Annotated in this window: 18 protein-coding genes; 10 read left to right on the forward strand and 8 right to left on the reverse strand. The window is 31.1% G+C overall.

Annotation, left to right across the window (positions count from 1 at the left end):
• Positions 1–12 precede the first annotated feature (12 nt).
• Positions 13–1,158, forward strand: a complete 1,146-nt coding sequence (locus Y592_RS04910; protein WP_077287427.1) for a glycosyltransferase — start codon at positions 13–15, stop codon at positions 1,156–1,158.
• On the opposite strand, the gene Y592_RS04915 is transcribed toward Y592_RS04910, so the two are convergent.
• From Y592_RS04915 to Y592_RS04950, 8 genes are all read right to left on the reverse strand, one after another.
• On the reverse strand, positions 1,159–2,328 hold the full coding sequence (locus Y592_RS04915; protein WP_075665901.1) for a glycosyltransferase family 4 protein: 1,170 nt from the start codon (positions 2,326–2,328) through the stop codon (positions 1,159–1,161).
• A 1-nt stretch (position 2,329) separates the two neighbouring features.
• Entirely contained in the window at positions 2,330–3,529 is a 1,200-nt protein-coding gene (locus Y592_RS04920; protein ID WP_088368909.1) for a glycosyltransferase family 4 protein, read from the reverse strand.
• Positions 3,530–3,544: 15 nt separating this feature from the next.
• A complete protein-coding gene (locus tag Y592_RS04925) occupies positions 3,545–4,189 on the reverse strand; it encodes a metallophosphoesterase family protein (RefSeq protein ID WP_075665903.1) in 645 nt (214 codons plus the stop codon).
• A 43-nt stretch (positions 4,190–4,232) separates the two neighbouring features.
• The gene (gene wecB / locus Y592_RS04930) at positions 4,233–5,294 is read right to left on the reverse strand and encodes a non-hydrolyzing UDP-N-acetylglucosamine 2-epimerase (RefSeq protein WP_075665904.1); all 1,062 of its coding nucleotides are present in this window, start codon (positions 5,292–5,294) and stop codon (positions 4,233–4,235) included.
• 216 nt (positions 5,295–5,510) lie between these two features.
• A complete protein-coding gene (locus Y592_RS04935; RefSeq protein ID WP_075665905.1) occupies positions 5,511–7,079 on the reverse strand; it encodes a sensor domain-containing diguanylate cyclase in 1,569 nt (522 codons plus the stop codon).
• A gap of 35 nt (positions 7,080–7,114) precedes the next feature.
• Positions 7,115–7,924, reverse strand: a complete 810-nt coding sequence (locus tag Y592_RS04940) for a carbohydrate ABC transporter permease (RefSeq protein WP_075665906.1) — start codon at positions 7,922–7,924, stop codon at positions 7,115–7,117.
• The gene (locus Y592_RS04945) at positions 7,921–8,841 is read right to left on the reverse strand and encodes a carbohydrate ABC transporter permease (RefSeq protein WP_088368910.1); all 921 of its coding nucleotides are present in this window, start codon (positions 8,839–8,841) and stop codon (positions 7,921–7,923) included. Before Y592_RS04945 ends, Y592_RS04940 begins: the two co-directional genes overlap by 4 nt.
• A gap of 36 nt (positions 8,842–8,877) precedes the next feature.
• Positions 8,878–10,125, reverse strand: coding sequence for an ABC transporter substrate-binding protein (locus Y592_RS04950; protein WP_075665908.1), 1,248 nt, complete (start codon positions 10,123–10,125; stop codon positions 8,878–8,880).
• Between the two features lie 166 nt (positions 10,126–10,291).
• Here Y592_RS04950 and Y592_RS04955 point away from each other — a divergent pair, with 166 nt between their 5' ends.
• The 9 genes from Y592_RS04955 to pheT all read left to right on the forward strand — a co-directional run bounded on the left by Y592_RS04955 (position 10,292) and on the right by pheT (position 20,133).
• Entirely contained in the window at positions 10,292–11,362 is a 1,071-nt protein-coding gene (locus Y592_RS04955; RefSeq protein ID WP_075665909.1) for an MFS transporter, read from the forward strand.
• 6 nt (positions 11,363–11,368) lie between these two features.
• On the forward strand, positions 11,369–12,436 hold the full coding sequence (wecB, locus tag Y592_RS04960; protein WP_075665910.1) for a non-hydrolyzing UDP-N-acetylglucosamine 2-epimerase: 1,068 nt from the start codon (positions 11,369–11,371) through the stop codon (positions 12,434–12,436).
• A 4-nt stretch (positions 12,437–12,440) separates the two neighbouring features.
• On the forward strand, positions 12,441–13,805 hold the full coding sequence (locus Y592_RS04965; protein WP_075665911.1) for a glycosyltransferase family 4 protein: 1,365 nt from the start codon (positions 12,441–12,443) through the stop codon (positions 13,803–13,805).
• Positions 13,806–14,019: 214 nt separating this feature from the next.
• Entirely contained in the window at positions 14,020–14,688 is a 669-nt protein-coding gene (locus tag Y592_RS04970) for a hypothetical protein (protein WP_088368911.1), read from the forward strand.
• Positions 14,685–15,287, forward strand: a complete 603-nt coding sequence (gene plsY, locus Y592_RS04975) for a glycerol-3-phosphate 1-O-acyltransferase PlsY (protein ID WP_075665913.1) — start codon at positions 14,685–14,687, stop codon at positions 15,285–15,287. Before Y592_RS04970 ends, plsY begins: the two co-directional genes overlap by 4 nt.
• Positions 15,284–16,771 carry a hypothetical protein gene (locus Y592_RS04980; protein ID WP_075665914.1) on the forward strand — a complete coding sequence of 496 codons (1,488 nt, stop codon included), beginning with the start codon at positions 15,284–15,286 and terminating at the stop codon, positions 16,769–16,771. Before plsY ends, Y592_RS04980 begins: the two co-directional genes overlap by 4 nt.
• Entirely contained in the window at positions 16,737–17,165 is a 429-nt protein-coding gene (locus Y592_RS04985) for a tetratricopeptide repeat protein (protein WP_075665915.1), read from the forward strand. The genes Y592_RS04980 and Y592_RS04985 overlap by 35 nt, the downstream gene beginning before the upstream one ends.
• 1 nt (position 17,166) lies before the next feature.
• A complete protein-coding gene (locus Y592_RS04990; protein ID WP_075665916.1) occupies positions 17,167–17,778 on the forward strand; it encodes a hypothetical protein in 612 nt (203 codons plus the stop codon).
• An 18-nt stretch (positions 17,779–17,796) separates the two neighbouring features.
• Positions 17,797–20,133: a phenylalanine--tRNA ligase subunit beta gene (pheT, locus tag Y592_RS04995; protein ID WP_075665917.1), complete on the forward strand. Its 2,337-nt coding sequence runs from the start codon at positions 17,797–17,799 to the stop codon at positions 20,131–20,133.
• The last annotated feature ends 1 nt before the right edge of the window (position 20,134 follow it).

Below are 20,134 nucleotides of genomic sequence, written 5' to 3' on the forward strand. Positions count from 1 at the left end.
TGGAGGGTTGATATGGAGTTAATATTTATAGCTCTTGACATTAGAGATGATGCTTCAGCAATTGGACCTTCTATGAAGATAAGGCAACAATGTGAAGCTTTCGAAAATAATGGTTTTAATGTTCATGAGTTAATAGTGAAAAATAATTCTTTGTATATCAGAAATAAGGGAGAAATGAAAAAAATATATGAATTTGGTTATAGAGATGTTTTGAAAAGGGAAGAAAATATTATCTTAAGAAAGTTAAAGTTTGTTCGTAGGTTGAACTATATTTTTAATGTTTTAATAAAATATATGGAAAGTGAAAAAATTGAATTTGCATACGTTAGAAATCTTCTTCCTTGGAATTATTTTTCGGTAAAGTTTATAAAGCAATTAAAAAAATTAACAAAATTTGTTATTTTAGATGTCCCTACATATCCTTACAAAAAAGAACTTTCAAAGATTAATTTGATAATTGATAATATATTTAATAGATTTGTTGGAAAAAATATAAATTTAGTTGTAACTACAGCCGATATTGAGAAAATATATGGAGTGAGAGCAATTAGAATAACAAATGGAATAGATGTCAAAAAATATAAATTGAAAAAGAACATAAAAAAAGATGGCGAGTTTCATTTAATAGGTGTGGCAAATGTTTCATTATGGCATGGATATGATAGGGTAATAAACGGTCTTTATGAATATTACAAAAATGATCCGAAAATAAAAGTTATCTTTCATGTTGTAGGAGAAGGAAAAGAACTTAATAATTTAAAAAAATTAACAGAAGAAAAAAAGTTAAATTCATACGTTATATTTCATGGATTTAAAACAGGGGATGAATTAGATAATTTGTATGATATTAGTGATGTAGCAGTAGGTTCGTTGGGATTACATAGAATAGGACTTTTAAAATCCAGTGTTTTGAAGGTAAGAGAGTATTGTGCAAGGGGGATACCTTTTATCATTTCGTCATATGATGAAGACTTTGATAAAGAATTTGAATTTATGTTAAAATTTCCATCCGACGAAACCCCAATAGAGATAGAAGAAATATTAAAGTTTTATGAAAGGATTAAAAGTAAAAACTATAGCCTGTTTATGAGAAAATATGCTGAAGAACATTTAAGTTGGAATAATAAAATGGGAAAATTATTAAAAGAAATAAAATAGTTAAACAAACTCTTGAAGAAATTTATATTTTTCTTCAAGATTTTTTTCAAGAATATAATGTTTTAAGTATAGTTCTTTTGATTTTTTCTTCATTTTGTTAATTTTATTTTGGTTTAAATTTAAGAATGTTTCAATAGCAATACTTAAAGATTCTGGTGTTAAATTCTTAACTAAGATGGCGTTGTAGTTATCTACAGCTATTTCACTTACCCCTCCAACATCTGTGGCTATTATAGGAAGAGATGCAGCACAAGCTTCCATTAGTGCAACCGGTAATCCTTCACTTCTGCTTGGAAGTATAAAACAATCAGCATTTAAAAGCTCTCGTGGTATTTTGTTCCTAGTTAACCATGGGTTTAACTCGACAAACTTTTCTAGTTTGTATTTTTTTATAGATTTTAAATATTTTCTATAATGTTTTCCCTTACCAAATATTTTAAAACGCACATTTTTAATATTCTTTTTGTATACGAGGTTATATATTGCTTTGAGTAATATATCAATTCCCTTTACTGGTGTATAGCCAGAAATTGACAAAAATTGTTTTATATTTGAGTTTTTCTTTGTTTTTTTTTGATTTTCCAATTTATTATAAAAATTAATACTAACTCCTAATCTAAAAACTTTAACTTTTTCTGGAATTAGGGAGTATTTTTTTATCAGAAACTTCCTGTTTTTTTCTGAAACGGTAAGTATAAATTTTGCTTTTTCCAATATTTTTTTTTGTGGAGGATAGATGTAGATATCGGAACCATGTCCTTGGCAAATGAAGTTATTTCCATTTAGTATGTTGATATAGTACGCTATTATTGTGGCTCTAGAAAGCCAATATGAAAAAATTAATTCTGATTTTTCTAATTTAACATTTCTCAATATACTTAATGCCATAAAATAGGAATATAGATTTCTTAGAAATTCTTTTGGATTCTTGTCAAAAACGTATTTTAAGCTTTTAAGATATTTTTGTCGAGATTTATTTTTGGGAAATAAAAATTCCAAAATTCCTTGGGAAATGTTAAGATAAATTACATTTTGGATATGGTTTTTAGTTTTTGAAAAACTCAAAATTTTTATATTGTCGAAGTTTTTTAGTGCAAATTCCATTTCCTGAGAATTGAATGTTTCGTATTTTTCTGGATATGAATTGGTTAATATGTATATTTTTTTCATATTATCCTCCCGTTAAAAACTTTTCAAATCTATTTGCCAATACATCCCAGTCTCTGTATTTTTTTATATATTCAATGTTTTGTTTACCGAAAGCTTTTAAGTTGTAGTTTTCAAAGTTTTTTAATGCGCTCTTGAATGATTCGCAATTGTCAAAAAATATTGCTCCTCCTGATTGCTTTAAAAATAAATTCTCTTGGTTAATGCTCAAAATTGGTTTTCCACTTGCCATATAGTCCAGTAATTTGTTAGAACTATACGCAGGGTATTTTATATTGTCAAACGATTTTAATGAAAAAAGTAGAATGTCGCTTTTGGTTTTTAATAGATAGGGGATACATTTTTTCGGAATAGGTTCAAAGAAATGAATATTTTTTTCTTTGCCAGCTAATTTTATCAGTTTTGATTTTTCTGAACCGCTACCGACAAAGATAAAGGAGAATTTTTTCTTTATATCTTTTTCGAGTTTTTTTATACATTTGATGACAAATTCAAGATTATTTGAAGGGCCATGTGAACCAGTGTATACAATTTTTATGGTATGCTCTTTGATATTTGAAAATAACTTATCAACTTCTTTACACTTTTTAGGATTTTCAAATAAGTAAACCGAAGTCCCATTTGGGATTATTTCAATGGGTATTTTTTTGTTTATTTTTAAACTTCTAATATGTTCGTTGATAAAGGGAACAAGCGAGATTATTCCATATGCTTTTTTGTAATATTTTTTTGCCATATATCTAAACAAAATTGATATAGGATGTTTTTTGGAAATAAGTCCTGATGAGATAAGATCATCTGGCCAAACATCTCGGATTTCAACAAAGAATTTTGCGTTAAATTTTTTTGATAAAACATATCCCAATTTCCAAGAAAAAGGGTGAGGAGATGATGCAATTATAACGTCATATTTTTCAGAAGATATCCTTTTTAATCCGTTTTGATAGTAGTCATATGAAGATAAGAATCTTTCTACACCATTTCCTTTATATTTTCTAGTTTTAATAACCTTAAACGAAACACCTTCTTTGGAAAAATCACCACCTTTTAATGTATACCAATCTTTCTTTAAAAGGTGTGAATAACTTCCAACAGCAATTGTTACATTGTGATTTTTTAATCGCTTTGCAAGTTCAAAATGTCTTGTTTCGGCGCCGCTAAATTCTGGTATACTTGCATAATGGTTTAATATTAGAATGTTCATTCTATCACATCCTCTTTAAAGCTCAAAAGCTTCAATTTTGTAGTTTTCCTTGATAGTTACAACATAAAATCTAAATTCTTTTTCAAATGCGGCATTTACAAAAACAGTATGGTCATTTTCAAATTTTCCAAAGGATTCATGAATATGCCCAAAGCAGTGAAGGATAGGTTTTTTCCATAAAACAAAATTTTTAATAGCAATACTTCCAAAGTTTTTCCCACGTGCATTATCTAGTATTCCATGTGGCGGAGCATGCGTTATAAAAATGAAAGGTTCTTCTGTATCAACCTCTCTTAAATCTTCCCATATGGTTTCTTCTGATACTTCTCTGTATGTTCCAAAACTTGTTGGAGGAACTTTGTCGTAAGCAAAAATATTTAATCCGTTTAATTTCATTTTTCCCCTTAGCATTCTTTCTCCATTGTAATCAAAAAGATCATCGTTTCCCAAAATAAAATATCCGTTGATTTCATTCATAAGGGGTAAAAATACATTTTCAAACCATTCTTTCTGGACTTTTTTTCTGTCTTCTCCGTAATTAACAATTTTGGGTGTTATGTCACCACAAACTATTGTTAAGTCAAAACATTTCCCGATTATCTTTAGTTTTTCTACGGCTAGATATGAGCCGTGTATATCTGCTGTGAGAAGTATATTCATAATATTCCCTCTTTTGTAATATATCTCTTTAAATGTATTTTCATTAACTTTGATTATCAAAAAGGATTTTTAAAATGTCTTTTCTTGAGTTTCCAGTACCATATATATCTTTTGGATAAATCGTTTTTGTTTCTTCAAATGTTTTTTCATACAAGTTATTTTCGTTTGCAAGTTTGTTCCAGCCAAGTTCTACTAACTCTCGCCAGCCTGTATCAGGCATTAAGACTATTGCTTGCTTTTTTGCAAAATAAGCTTCTTTCTGCAATCCTCCACTGTCGGTTATTATCTTCCATGAATTTTTTACTAGACCCATTAAATTTAGATAATCTAACGGTTGGATAATTGTTATATTTTCTAAATAATTTCCAAGACCAAACTCGACAATTCTTTTTTTTGTCCGCGGATGTATAGGAAAGATTATTTGTCTTTCTTTTGCTATTTTGTTTAAACTTTCAAGTATTTTTTTTAGTTTTTCTCTGTTATCAACATTAAAATCTCTGTGAAGTGTTAAAACAATGAATTCGCTTTCTTTTAGTTTCAGTTCGTTAAGTATTTCATCTTTAAATTTTGGTTCCATTATTTTGTACAAATCGTACATAATATCCCCAACAAAATGAACACCGTTTGTTATGTTTTCTTTTTTTAAGTTTTCAACTGCAAGTTTACTTGGACAAAATAAGTATTTCGATATTCTATCGGTCAATACTCTGTTGATTTCTTCAGGCATATCCTTTGGTTCTTGTCTTATACCTGCTTCAATATGTGCTATAGGTATTTTTAATTTTGCACCTACTATTGCTCCTGCAAGTGTAGTATTAGTATCTCCATAAACAAGGATAACGTCTGGTTTTTCATTGATAACCACTTTTTCAAATTCAATCATTATTTTTCCCGTCATTTCTCCATGATTTCCAGAACCTACATTTAAGTAATAATCTGGATTTTTAATATCTAATTCTTTAAAAAAAACATCTGACATATTAAAATCGTAATGTTGTCCAGAGTGAACTAATATTTCCTTTATTTTATACTTTTTCAATTCTTTGTGTATAATTGCTTCTTTTATAAACTGTGGTCTTGCTCCAACTAATGAGATTATTTTCATAGCAATTCTCCTTTCTACTGTGCTAGAAAAATTATATCATATCTTTATTTTTGGTTTAAAAAGAGGACATTGAGAAAAGAAAGGATACCAGAATATGAGTAAAGAAGTATGCAAAATCTTAAAGAGACGCAAATAAAAAATAAGCCTATGTACAGAGAAGATATGGAAAAGAAAAAGCATAAAAGTTTTAAACAACAAACGAGAATTTGAACTATCCTATTTTATAGTTTTATTTCTTCCTTGTTTTTTGGCCGTGTATAGCTTATTATCTGTTTCATTTAAAAGCTCTTTAATTGTGTTGTATTCGTTTATATTTCCCACACCTATACTTATTGTAAGCTTAATGTTTTCCGGAAATTCCGTATTTTCCACTTTTTTTCTCAATTTTTCTGCTATATTATAAGCGCCTTGTAAGTCTGTTTCTGGAAGAATTATTAAAAATTCCTCTCCTCCCCATCTAGATGGTATATCGGTTTTTCTTAATGTATTTTTGAATATATTTGCAAGTTTTTCTAAAACTTTGTCTCCAACAAGGTGACCATATGTATCGTTGATATTCTTGAATTTATCTATATCTATCAGCAGAATAGAAAAAGTTTTTCCATATTTTTGGAAATTATAGTATACTCTATTTAATTCTTCGTCTGTTTTATGTCTGTTATATAACCCTGTTAGTTTGTCTTTAATTGATAATTCTTTAAGTTTTTCGTTTAGCTGTGAAAGTTCTATATTTTTCTTGTAAAGTTCAGTTTGTGTTATCTTTTCAATTTCGTTTGCGATAATTCCTATTTCGTTATTTGGATAATCTGTTTTTTTTAGTTTTCTATTATTTGTTATATTAATAACGTTTTCTTTTAAAGAGATAAGTGGGTTGATAATCTTTTTTCTTGCAATAGAACTTATCCACATTCCCATGAATATAGATGTTATTATTACAAAAGAAAATGCAAAAAGAATTTTTAAGAAAATTTTTAGAAGAATTTCTCTTTTATCAACAGCAGTAATAACAGTCCAACCTACGGTTGGGAGATTTGTGTAATAGGCCATTTTATTTTGGTTTTTGAATTTATATTCGAAATTTCCAAATGCATATGAGAATTTTATGTCCTTATTTGTTAAATCATTAAACTTTTTAAAAAGAAGAGATTTTTTTGGATGGAAAATAATTATTCCATCTTTAATTATATAGCTATACAGACTTTTGAATTTTTCATCTTTTTTATTTATAAGTTGATTTATTTGGTCTAAGTTGGTATCTATTGATATTACTCCAGAGATCTTTTTGTTGTGATATAATGCTTTACTAATGGATATCAACCATTCACCTGTTTTTATCTCTTTATATGGTATTCCTTTTGAAGTATTTGGAGCGTTGATAACAGCTTCCACATACCAAGGCCTTATTCTTGGATCAAATCCTATAGGTGGAGTATAACCATTTATGATTAGGCTGCCATCTGAATAACCAGAATATATGTAATTTATATTCTTATCTTCTTCTTGTACTTTTTTGTATAAATATTGTACCTTTTTTTTAGATATATCGTCTTTTGGATATTTTATTTCATCGATTTCACTCAATGTATTTAATAAAATTAAAAATTTTTGAAAATAACCTTCGATGTAATTTGAAATTGCACTATTTTTTTGCATTATTATTCTCTTTGTATAGGAAAATTCCGAATCAAACAGAATGATAACAATGAATATTCCAAAAATTAATGTTATAATAACACTTAAAATAACGGAAAAAAAGAAAAAGTCCCTTTTTATACTTTTCGACATTTTTATCCCCTTTATATAAATTTTTTCTAATTATATCATCCTTTAACAGAGCCTGCAAGTAAACCACGGATAAAATATTTTCCTAGTAATACGTATATAATTATGGTAGGAAGTGCCGTGATTATTGCACCAGCCATTTGCACATTCCATTCTACTACTTGACTTCCAGCTAAGTTAACTAATGCTACGGTAATAGGTTGCTTTGCGGGATTGCTTGTGACTGTTACTGCAAAGAGAAATTCATTCCATATACTGGTAAATTGCCAGATTATTACTACAACAAATGCTGGAATTGAAATGGGAAAAAGTACTTTTGAATAAGTTTTAAAAAATCCTGCACCGTCCATGTATGCAGCTTCTACTAGTTCATTTGGAACTTCGCTGTAATAATTTCTAAATATTAATGTAGTAATGGGAATACCGTATACTATGTGGACTATTATAAGTCCTGTAATTGTTCCATAGAGATTGATTTTTTGCAAGAAATGAATTAGAGGAAATAACACGCTTTGATATGGAATAAACATTCCAAATAGTATAAGTGCAAATACTATATTTATTCCTTTAAATCTAACTTTTGAAAACACATAACCATTTAGTGAACCGATAAACGCGGATATTATAGTTGCGGGTATAGTAAGATAAAAACTGTTTTTTAAATTAGGTAACAACTTTTGAAAAGCCTTTATTATTCCTCTTAATGACCAATGTTGCGGTAAATTCCACATATCAGAGACACCTATTTCATTAAGTGGTTTAAATGTAGTGGCAAGTAGAACGTAAAGTGGTGTTATTATGTAAATTGCGATAATTACTAGGAAAAAATATGAGAAGAACTTTTTCATCTTTTTTCACCTCGCAAGTTTGTAACAAGGTATGGAATAATAACAACTGCTACAAACAAAAGCATTATTATTGCTATTGCAGAGCCCAATGCGTATCGGTTACTTCTAAACGTAAGTTCAAACATATAAATTGCAGGAACGTCTGTGACAAAATTAGGGCCACTTCCCGTCATGGCAAACACTAGATCAAATATTTTAAGGGATATATGTCCAAGAATAATAAAAGCACTGAGTGTAATTGGTGTTAAAAGAGGCATTTTAACTTTCCAGAAGATTTTCCACTCTGATGCACCATCTACCTTTGCAGCTTCTATAATATCGTTTGGAATACCTCTTAATCCCGCAAGGTACATGGCCATTGTATATCCAGAAAGTTGCCACATTGCAGCTATTATCACTGGAATTAACGCAACGTTAAATTTACCTATAGTTTGAGTGCTTGTATACCATCCCCACATTAATTTATCAAGTTCCAATTTGTGTAAGAGAAGGTTTAACCCTTGGGGATTTGATGGGATATTTCCAGGTGCAAAAATCCAACTCCAAACCGTTCCGGTAACAACAAATGAAATAGCCATTGGAAATAAAAATAGATTTTGGAACCATCTAGAACCTTTAAGCCCTTTATCTACCAGTATGGCCATGATTATACCAAGACTTATTGTACCAAAGAGAAAAAATATTGTAAAAAACAATGTATTCCATAAATCCGTTTGAAACCTGCTATCTTGAAATAGTCTTATGTAATTTCTAAGTCCTACAAATTTGTATTGACCTCTTAGTAGTGCGGAAAAACTATTCCAATTTGAAAAAGAAGTTCTAGCAGTCCAACTAATAAAACCATATACGAAAATCGCTATGGCGATAATAGAAGGCAAAATAACAAAAATGCCAATTAGTAAGTTTTTCTTTTTCACGATTTTCACCTCAAAAAAGCGGGGCTTTATGCCCCGTTAATCTGTTACGTATCCATTATCTTCTGCTATCCACAAAATTTCTTTAAAGGTTTTTTCGACATTTTGCTTGGTTACAAAGATATTAATAGCATCCATTAATGCTGTTACGAAAGCCTCAGGAGCAGCAGAACCATGAATAATGGAAGGTGTAATTGCCTTCGTTGAAAAATCATCCATAGACCATTTTAGATAAACATCGTACTTTGATTTATCTGCGTCAATTCTTGCTGGAATAGAGCCTTTAATAGGATTGAAAGTATCTTGTGCTTCAACAGATGCTAGTAATTTTATCCATTTAATTGCATTTTCTCTGTGTGGTGCATTTTTTGGAAGGCCAAATGTGTCTGAGACGAGCATAAATGCATTTTGAGTGCCTGGAAGTGCAAACCATCCAAAATCCTCACCTGGTTTCCAATTCAATGTTTTAAGATAGCCTTCGGCCCAGTCTCCCATCATATTACAGAAAGCTTTTCCTTCAAAGAGCATTCTTGTGGCGTCTTGCCATGTTAACGCGGAGTGATCAGAGTTTACGTATTTTAGTACATCTTTAAATATTAACAGGGCTTGTCTTATATCTGGATCGTTGAATGATGCTTTTCCCTTCCACAAGTTATTGTACTTTTCAGGACCAAGTTGTGATAACATAATACTTTCAAATAAGTGAAGGGACGTCCATTTGTTCTTATCTCCCAATGAGATTCCAACGTATCCCATCTTTTGCGCTTTGTCAAGATATGCCAATAATTCAGGCCAGGTTGTAGGTGCTTTTTTCATACCGATTTTTTTGGCAATTTCTTTGTTGTAAAATACAACATTTGCTCTGTGGACATTTACTGGAACAGAATATATTTCTCCTTTGTAGCTTACAATGTCTATTAAATCTTTTGGGAATTTGTCGTATGCGCCTATCTCCTTTAAAATCCAAGTTATTGGTTCCATAAGGCCTGGGATTACATATGTATCTGTAAGCTCCATACCGGCGTGTACTTGGAAAGAATCAGGAGGGTTTTTACCGAGCATTCTTGTTTTAAGAACTGCTTTTGCATTTGTACCAGCGCCCCCTGCAACTGCAGCGTTTATTATTTTTATATCTGGGTAATATTTGTGGAAAAGGTTAAATAAAGCCTGTAACCCTTCAGCTTCTCCTCCGCCTGTCCACCAGCTAAATACTTCTAAGATATTTTCTTGTGAAAATACACTTAAAGATAATAAAATCGATAAAAATAATATAACAAATTTTTTCATACTTCCACCTCCTTTTTAGTGTCTTAAGTTTATTTTAACATTCAGTGTCAAAAAGTAATTCTGGTGTAAAAAGAAGAATTTGTTTAATTTTTGGTATTAATTGAATATAGTTAGTGGTATTTAGTAAAAATAATTTTATGGTAAAATAATGTAAAGGAGGGATATTGTGGCTTTCATATTTTTTAATATTTTTGTGGCGGCGCTAATTGCTACATCTATAGCTCCTTTGATGCCGATATTTCAGGAAAAATTCGGTATCTCCATTTTTTTGTCGTCGTTTATTCCAGTTTTAAATACAATTGGAAGTATTACTTTTTCGTTTGTTTCGTCTTTTTTAATAAATAAAATCGGTATAAAAAGGTTAAATATAATATCTTACGGTTTTGTTTTCTTTTCTTTGGTTTCGTTAGCTTTTTTTAAAAGTTTGGAAATGTCTTTATTTTCATTTTTTTTGCTTGGGGCGGGAAATTCTATTTTATTTACAACTTCTACTACTCTTTTAACACATTTGGAAAATCCAAAATTTGGTTTTCTACATGGTTTTTTCGGACTTGGTGGAATACTTTCGCCTATTATAATTTCAATGTTATTAAGATTTAATATTTCATATCGCTTCTTGTACATATTGTATTCTTTACTTGTTATTTTATTATTTATTTGGAATTTTCTTAAAGAAATCCCCTTTTTACAAAGGGAAACTACAGTAACTAAGACAATTTTTAAACCTATATTTTTGATTTCTATATTATCTTTTTTGGTTTATGCGGGGAGTGAGATAAGTACGGTAACATGGGCATCTAACTTGTTTTTAAGTTTTGGATATTCGAAAGAAAAAGCATCGTTATTTTTGGGTATATTTTGGTTTTTGTTTACGCTATCAAGATTTATGATGGAATTTTTTCTGAAACTATTTAATGAGAGGAAATTGATTTCTTTGTTTTCCGTTTTTTCTGCGCTTTTTCTTTTATTTACGTTGTTGTTTAAAATGTACTTTTTCTTTTTCTTGTTTGGATTTTCAATGGGATGTATTTTTCCTCTTATACAGAGAAGGGCAAATATGAGTTTACAAAAAGAAGAAGTAGGTTTTTTAAATGGTGTTACATATGCCACAACGGGTATAGGTTCACTTTTATTTGTTTCATTAATGGGGTATATTTCAAACTATAGTATTAGTAGTATGTTTGTTTTACCTGTTTTTGGTCTTTTAGTTGTTGCTATAATACAGCTTAAGGGGTGATAAAAAGTGAAATTAGCCATAGTTTTTGGAACAAGACCTGAGGTTATAAAGGTAGCAACGGTTTACTTGAAGGCAAAAGAAATGGGAATAGATGTAAAGATGATTGCAACTGCGCAACATAGAGAAATGATGGATATGATGTTAGGTGTTTTTGGGATTTCCCCCGATTATGATATGAACATTATGAAAAAAAATCAATCTTTAAACCATATATCATCGGCTGTGTTTTTAAAGTTAGATGAAATAATACAAAAAGAAAGATTTGACTGGTTATTTGTTCAAGGAGATACCACCACCGCTATGACAAGTGCGCTTTGTGCATTTAATAGAGGGGTAAAGGTAGGTCATATTGAGGCGGGTTTAAGAAGTGGTAATTTAAAGGATCCGTTTCCAGAGGAAATGAATAGGCGTGTGATTGATCAAGTATCTGATTTAATGTTTGCACCTACAAAAATGTCGTGTGAAAATTTAAAAAAAGAGGGACATGAGGAGAAAAGAATTGTAATTACGGGTAATACGGTGGTAGATGCACTATTTTACATAAGGGATAAATTTGATCTAAAAGTTATTAGAGAAAGTATAGTAAAAGAAGAGGATTATATTCTTGTGACTCTACATAGAAGAGAAAATTGGGGAGAGAAAATGTCAAACATTTTGAAAGGGATAAAGAGATTTTCAAAGGAAACGGGTAAAAAAATAGTATTTCCCGTGCATTTAAATCCTAAAGTAAGAAAAGTAGTTTTTGAAGAATTGGAAGGTTTTGAAAATGCCTTATTAATAGACCCGGTAAATTACGTTGAATTTTTAAGCCTCTTATCTAGTGCTGCAATTGTTGCATCTGACAGTGGTGGGGTACAAGAAGAGGCACCAAGTTTTGGAAAATTTGTGGTTGTTTGTAGAAATACAACTGAAAGGCCAGAGCTTATAAGAGAAGGTTATGGAATATTGGCAGGGACATCTGAAGAGGGAGTGTATAAAGCGTTGATCAAAGGAATTGAAGAAAAATTAGATGGGAAGAATCCGTTTGGTGACGGAAAGGCATCTGAAAGAATAATATCTTACATTTTGGAGTGAAATTATGAATTTAGAAAGATTTATTTTAAATGGAGAATTTAAAAAAGTTGTAGAATTTTTGGAAAAAGGTGCAAAAAGTGCGAAAGATTTCAATATTTTGGGGGTTGCGTATTATAACCTTGGAAAAAGAAATAAGGCCATTTCAAACTTTAAAAGGGCACTCTATTTGGACCAAAATAACATAGATGCGCTTTTTAATCTTTCTGAAATATACATTCAACTTGGAAAATATGTTAAAGCAAAAGATTACGTGTTAATGCTTTTAAAAATGTATCCTACGTGGGATGTTTACGATATGTTATCGAATATTTATACGTTTGAAGGTTTTTTTGAGAGTGCATATGAGAGTTTAAAGAAAGCAATAGCGATAGCACCTCAAGAAAAAGCACATCTATTGAGAGAAAAGCTTGACTTATTAACGGAAAGAATGGAGAAAGTAAAATTGCAAAAAAAGCTTGCAATAGTGTGTGCGAAGGGATTTGATAATTTTATAGATGATATAGTACATGAATTATCTGATCAATATTGGGTGCAGCGTAGGGTAGTTAAAACTGAAAAAGAAATAAAAGATGCGATTAATTGGGCAGATATTGTATGGCTTGAATGGGCAAATGAAGTTGCTGTTATAGCTACAAATTATCCTGAAATTAAGGGAAAGCGTGTTGTTTTAAGACTTCATGGATATGAGTCGTTGAGAAAAGATTTTCTTTTAAAGATAAATTGGAATAATGTTAATGATTTGATATTTGTTGCGAAAAATGTTATGAAAACGGCTGTGGAAAACCAGCCAATTATACAAACTATTCCGATTCACTTTGTTCCGAATGGGATAAACCTTGAAAAATACAAATACAAAGTACGTGAAAAAGGTTACAACATAGGTTTTCTTGGATTTTTCAACTACAAGAAAAATCCCATATTAGCTGTCCAGATTCTAAAGAAATTGGTGGATAAGGATAAAAAATATAAACTTTATTGGGCGGGTCAGATACAGGATGATAGGATGTGGAGGTATATAAATTACATATTGAAAAAGATGGGTATAATAGAAAATTTTGTCTTTGATGGATGGGTAGACGATACAGACGAATGGTTGGAAGATAAGGATGTGTTTCTTTCAACTAGCATACACGAAGGTTATGGTATAGCGATAATGGAGGCTATGGCCAAAGGTATAAAGCCTGTAATACACAATTTTTACATAGCAGAAGAGTTTTACCCAAAAAAATACTTGTTTAATACAGTAGATGAGGCAGTGGATATGATAACAAATGGTGACTATACTTCAGATGAATATAGAAAGTTTATTAAGAAGTATTCACTTAAAAATCAAATTCAAAAGATAAAATCGATTATACAAGGAATTTAAGCTAAAATACTTTTGATTTTTGCAAGTAGCATCATTTATTGTGAAATTGTGATTATAATAATGATATAATTTATTCCAGGAGGTAAAGGTGTGGAGAAAATTATAATTGTTATTTCGATATTGTTAGTGTCAGTTATTTTGCTTTTTCCAAAAGAAAAAAATTCTGGATTTTGACGGTGTTACACTAAGGGTTTTACCGTTTAATGCAATAATCGTGGAAAAAGATCTTTCAGTTGCAAAGAGAATTAAACAATTGTACGAAAAAGAAAAGCTTTTCGTATTTGAGGGAAGTGTTGTATCTTTTCAAAAAAAGGAAAATGAGGCATTTTCTCAAGCAACGAATAAGGCAAGACAAGAACTTTCTGCATTTTTGGGTGCAAAGGTAAGTTCCGATGTGAACTTAAGGGAGAAAGTATCTGGAATAAGGGGAACATTTGGATATTACCAAGATGCAAGTGTTGTAGTTGATAATTTTGTTTCAAGTTCAAAGGTAATTGCAAGATGGAAGATTCCTCAGGGAAAAGGTATGTTTGAGTATCACGTATTAGTGTTTTATGATCCTGAGGCATTTGATACATTTATAAAACAGAGGGAACATGAGATAAATTTGTACTACGTAAAGCTTAATATAGAAAAAAGAAAAGTTACTAAGTTTTTAAAAATAGAGAATTTTGAAAAATTCAGGCAGGAATTTGAAAAGATAAAAAAAATAGGAAGTGCAATAGTAATAGAGATTTTGAATGGTAAAATAATTTCAAGGGAAAAAGATCCTATTTTATTTTTGATAAAAGATATAGGTTTAGAAGATGGAAAATACAGAATAATTTACCTAAAAAAGGAAAGAGAACTTACGTTGTTTATTTTTAAGGAGGCAAAAATGTGAAGTATCTTTATCCTGCTTTAATAGGTTACTTTTTAGGAGCGATCCCTTTCAGTTTTTTTATTGCAAAAATAAAGGGAATAGATATAAGGAAAACGGGAAGTGGAAATGTAGGAGGTACAAATGTATTAAGGAATGCAGGAGCATTTTACGGTGCACTTGCTTTCTTTTTTGATATATTCAAGGCGTATTTAGCGGTTATTTTAGTTGGAGATTTAGGTTTAGATTCCATGCTAATTGCTGGGGTTATGGCCGTTTTCGGACATTGTTATTCTGTCTTTTTGAGATTTAAAGGTGGCAAAGGTGTGGCAAGCACATTTGGAGTGTTTTTGGCAATTTATCCGTGGAGTGGACTTGTATTTTTTGTTTTTTGGCTTTTGATTGTTTCTATAACAAAATACGTTTCTCTTGCGTCTATGGTTGGTTTAACATGTGGTGCGCTTTTTACTTGGATTATGGGAAAAGACTTTTGGCCTATTTTTTTAGCACTTTCTCTCTTTTCCATATTGAGACATAGGGGAAATATTGAAAGATTAATAAAGGGAAATGAAAGAAAAACCGATGTAGTTGGATATTTCTTTGGGAAGGTGAAGAAAAATTGAAGAAAATAATTGTTGTTTTTTTAATCTTAACAGTTTCTTGTTTTGCTATATTAACCGAAGAGCAAAGTAGGCAATTTTTAAGTGAAGCCATAAAGTTGTGGGGAAAAGGGGATTTTCAAGCTGCAAGCAAGAAAATGGATGATGCCATTACGGGAAGTATTTCCGCCCGTGAAATTCCATGGTTTTGGTATTTTAAGGCGAAAGTTGATATTTACAATGACCGTGTAGATATTGCTAAAGAAAATTTAGAAACTTTATTGACCTTTACCAATATAGAAGAAATAAGGGATTTGTACAATAAAATAAGCATATTTAACAACCCAGAAAGTGTAGAAATTAATGGGTATGACTTTAAATTTGTTGAAGAGTACATGGGAAAAGAAGGATTAACCGAGTATTTTTACTCACCTGTTGGACTTGCTGTGTACGGAGAGATAATATACTTAATAGATAAAGAAAATAAAAGATTAATTAAGATAAAAAATGGAAGTATAGTAGATATTAAAAAATTAAGTTTTACTCCAAAGAGTATAGCTACGGATAGTTTTGGAAATCTATACATATCGTCAAATGATGCTATTTACAAAAACGGTAAACTTTTGTATTCTAATTTAAAATCCCCTATTATTGCAGGTGTAGATAGAGCGGGAAGGATAATTGTTGTAGATACAACAAAGATTTATGCGTTTGGAGATAAAAAAACAGAAAAGATGTTACCTATTCCTACCATTACACTTGACTGTGAGATTAACTACGAAAATCTCTATATTTTAGATGCATATTCCGGCAAAATTTTGGTGTATGATCTGTATACATTTAAAAAGAAAGGTGAAATACCTTTAAAAGAAAAGATATGGAGTTTTGAAGTTACCCCAGCAGGAAGAATAATATATTTTATTGGCAACAAGATTTACGTAGACGGAAGACAATTTGAAGTTAACTCAACACCTATGTTTATAGAGTATTCTTATCCAAATCTCTTCGTTATTGATTGGAAAGAAGACGTTGTAAAGAGATATCTTTTAAAGGATGATTTACCGATTTTTGTGAAGGTGGAAGACTTTGAAACTAAAGATGCAACTTTAACTTTGAATGTTTCCGTTGAAGATTTTTTTGGGAATGATATATACCTTGCAAGTGAGTTTTTAAATTTATACGAAGAAGATGTAAGGGAATATATTGATATTAATGGAAAAACCATAACAAAGGATGCAACTAATATAGCATCAAAAAATCTTTTAACGGATAGATTCTTAGGAAAGACTTTATATGAAGATAAAAATTGGAAATATACAGGTGGTGCAAAAATAGCTTTTAAAAATAGGGGAAAATACGTGTGGCAATTAACGTATAATTACGCAAAAATCTTTCCTATTCCGCTTGTTAGAGTAGCAGTTAAATTTGAAATGTTCGATAAAAAGTACAGTGATATAGTTATATACACGGAGGATGTTATTAGTGGAGAAGCTTCTAAAGGCGATTGAACTTACAAAGATGGGAAGGTTAGATGAAGCAGAAAAGATTTATAAAGAACTTATTAAAGAAAATATACCAGAGGCTTACAATAATTTGGGGAATATATATAGAAAGAAAGGGTTAATTGCAAGGGCTATTGAATACTATCAAAAAGCAATTGAGATAAAACCTGATTTTGCCGAGTGTTATTTTAATCTGGGCTGTGCGTATATGGAGATAGATAACTACTCTATGGCTATATTTAGCATGGAAAAGGCGGAAAAATTGGGATTTAAACAGTTTGATTTGGATGTGCAACTTGCATTATGTTACTTGGCAGTTGGAAATAAGAAGCGGGCAAATCAAAGGATGAAAGATGAAAAGGTGAGGGAAGAAGTATTAAAGTATATCGAGGAGGGGTAAAATGGAGAATTTGCAATTTTATTTAAAACCCTTGTTTGAATATTGGTATTATTCGTTAATTTCCGGTGTGTTTTTACTCTTTGCTGCAAAATTTGTTGAAAAGATAGCCATAGCAGTGTTGGGCTTTTTGCTGGGGATAAATATGATTTTTCCTGTTGTTGTGGAAAAAGTTCCGCAATTAAATGAAGTACTTTCAAATTATTATCAAATTGCCATGATAGTTGTTGGGATTATAACCGCTGCAATTTTGTACGCGCTGTATAAGTCTATTACCTTTATATTTGGTTTTGGTATAGTGGGAATTTTGGGTTATTACCTTACAGATATTGTTTTAAAATATTTGAATTTAAATGTTAACAATCCAACATATATTGCAATTGGAACGGGTTTAGTTTTTGGGATATTAGGGGGTATAGTTACCTACAAAAAAAGTTCTGAAGTAATTGGTATTCTCTCTGTTTTGATAGGTGCAGGAACTTTGGCAGTTGTAGCAATGAAATTTATTTCCCATGGAGATTTAACTACTCCACTTTATTCTTCTGTTTTCTTGGTGATTTTTTTGTTGTTAGTGGTTATTGGTTTTGTTGTAAATTTCAGAAAGAAAAAAGAGTAAAATTGGAGGTGGACCGTTTTGAAACTTTCTTTTGAATGGTTAAAGGATTTTGTAAAAATAGATAAATCTCCAGAAGAAGTTGCTGAAAGGTTGAGTTTAACGGGTACTAATGTTGAAGAAGTGATAATTCCTTTTGATGTAAGTGGAAAAGTTGTTGTGGGGAAAGTTATCGATGTAGAAAATCACCCTAATGCAGATAGGTTGATTGTGTGTAAAGTTGATGTGGGAACAGAGGTGAAAACTATTGTTACTGGTGATTTAACAGTTTCAAAAGGAAGTATTGTTCCAGTTGCACTTGAGGGGGCAAAGCTTGGTGAAATTACAATAAAACCTAGGAAAATGCGTGGAATCATGTCTGAAGGCATGATGTGTTCCCTTCAAGAATTAGGTCTTGAAGAAAATTCAAGTGGAGTGTATAAGTTTAAAGATGAAGTACCTGTTGGTACCGATGTTATTGAATATTTTGGGCTTAACGATAGGGTACTTGATATAGAGATTACTCCAAATAGGCCAGATTGTCTTAGTGTAAAAGGAATTGCAAGGGAATTATCCGCCATATACGATGTGGATTTGAACCTAAATACAAAGGTTTTTGAAGGAGGAGAAGAATGTCCTGTTGAAATTTCCATTGAGAGTGAAGGGTGTTTTAGGTACACAGCTAGAGTAATAAGAGGTATAAAAGTAAAAGAGAGTCCTCTGTGGCTACAAAAAAGATTAATTGCATCCGGACTTAGACCAATAAATAATATTGTAGATATTACAAATTATGTAATGATTGAAACGGGACATCCAATTCACGCATTTGATTTGAGAAATACTTCTAAGATAGTGGTTAAAGATGCAAAGGGAGATGAAGAAATATTACTACTCGATGGAAAAAAGTACAAACTTAAAGGTGGAGAGGTACTTATAACAAATGGGGAAAGAATTTTGGCGCTTGGTGGAGTTATGGGCGGAGAAGAATCAGGAGTTAAAGATGATACAACGGATATTTTGCTTGAAGTTGCTATGTTTGATCCTGTAAGAGTGAGAAAAACCTCAAAAGTACATGCAATTATGACAGATTCTTCATATCGTTTTGAAAGGGGAGTTGATCCAAACGATGCAATAGATGTGATAAATAGGTTAACAGAGCTTATTTTAGAGTTATCAGGTGGAATACCTTCAAAGATAAAAGACGTGGTAAGGAGAAAAATTGAAAGAACGAATATCAATTTTGACTTTTCTATGACCAAAAAAGTAATAGGTGTAGATATACCAAAAGAAAAGCAAATAAAGATATTAAACAGATTGGGTTTTGAAGTCAAAGATAATACGGTGTTTGTACCTACGTTTAGGTATTTTGATGTTACACGCCCTATAGACCTTGTTGAGGAAATTTCCAGAATATATGGTATGGAAAATATCGAAGGTGAACCATTTAAGGTGACTGTAAATAGTGCCTCAAGGAATAAAATACAAGAACTCAGGTATATGTTAAAAGAAACGTTGAAGGCAGAAGGTTTTTTAGAAGCCATGAACCTTTCGTTTGTTTCTGATGATTGGAGTATAACGGGATACAAGGTGCAGATATCAAACCCAATTAACGAAGAGTTGAGTGTTATGCGACCTTCTTTGCTCAACGGACTTCTTGAATCACTTTCGTATAACTACAAAAGACAAAACAAAGATGTGAAATTGTTTGAAGTGGGTAGGGTATATATAGAGGAAAATGGGAGACCAAGGGACATAGAAAAGGTGGCTGCAGTTGTTACGGGAAGGCTCAATAAAAGAGATTACACAGACCAACGAAGAGTTGATTTCTATACGTTTAAAGGTATGCTTGAGAACGTGTTGGACGAATTTAATGTTTCTGCAAGCTTTGTACCGTGTGAAATTGAGGGATTTGTACCAACAAGGTGTGCAAGAGTTGTTGTAGATGATAAAGATGTTGGAATAATTGGAATGTTTGATCCAGATTTTGTAAATCAACGCTTTGACGTGAAAGACGAAGTGTATGCGTTTGAACTTTCAATTGATTTTATATACGAAAAGTACGTGGAGGTTCCTGCGTACAAAGAAAGTGTACAATTTCCTTCAGTGAGAAGAGATGTATCACTCTTGGTGCCGGATAGCTTTATGCTTGGGAATATATTGGACAGTTTCTTTAAGTACAAATACGTTGAAGAGGTTGGTATTTCGGATATTTATAAAGGAAAAGGTGTTGAAGAAGGATATAAAAGTGTTACGGTGTATTGTGTGTTTAGAGCAAAGGATAGAACTTTGAAGGAAGAAGAAGTGAACAAAATTTGGGATAAACTTAAAAGAGATTTGGTTTATAAATATCCTTTAAAATTGAGATTTGAGGAGGTATGAA

It is taken from the genome of Thermosipho sp. 1070 (assembly GCF_001682135.1).
Classification (GTDB): domain Bacteria; phylum Thermotogota; class Thermotogae; order Thermotogales; family Fervidobacteriaceae; genus Thermosipho; species Thermosipho affectus.

Excerpts from the sequence above, each read along its gene's own strand:
- Y592_RS04910 (WP_077287427.1), top strand. The coding sequence starts at position 13 with ATGGAGTTAATATTTATAGCTCTTGACATTAGAGATGATGCTTCAGCA.
- Y592_RS04915 (WP_075665901.1), bottom strand. The coding sequence starts at position 2,328 with ATGAAAAAAATATACATATTAACCAATTCATATCCAGAAAAATACGAA.
- Y592_RS04920 (WP_088368909.1), bottom strand. The coding sequence starts at position 3,529 with ATGAACATTCTAATATTAAACCATTATGCAAGTATACCAGAATTTAGC.
- Y592_RS04925 (WP_075665903.1), bottom strand. The coding sequence starts at position 4,189 with ATGAATATACTTCTCACAGCAGATATACACGGCTCATATCTAGCCGTA.
- wecB (WP_075665904.1), bottom strand. The coding sequence starts at position 5,294 with ATGAAAATAATCTCATTAGTTGGAGCAAGACCACAGTTTATAAAAGAA.
- Y592_RS04935 (WP_075665905.1), bottom strand. The coding sequence starts at position 7,079 with ATGTCGAAAAGTATAAAAAGGGACTTTTTCTTTTTTTCCGTTATTTTA.
- Y592_RS04940 (WP_075665906.1), bottom strand. The coding sequence starts at position 7,924 with ATGAAAAAGTTCTTCTCATATTTTTTCCTAGTAATTATCGCAATTTAC.
- Y592_RS04950 (WP_075665908.1), bottom strand. The coding sequence starts at position 10,125 with ATGAAAAAATTTGTTATATTATTTTTATCGATTTTATTATCTTTAAGT.
- Y592_RS04965 (WP_075665911.1), top strand. The coding sequence starts at position 12,441 with ATGAATTTAGAAAGATTTATTTTAAATGGAGAATTTAAAAAAGTTGTA.
- Y592_RS04985 (WP_075665915.1), top strand. The coding sequence starts at position 16,737 with ATGTTATTAGTGGAGAAGCTTCTAAAGGCGATTGAACTTACAAAGATG.
- Y592_RS04990 (WP_075665916.1), top strand. The coding sequence starts at position 17,167 with ATGGAGAATTTGCAATTTTATTTAAAACCCTTGTTTGAATATTGGTAT.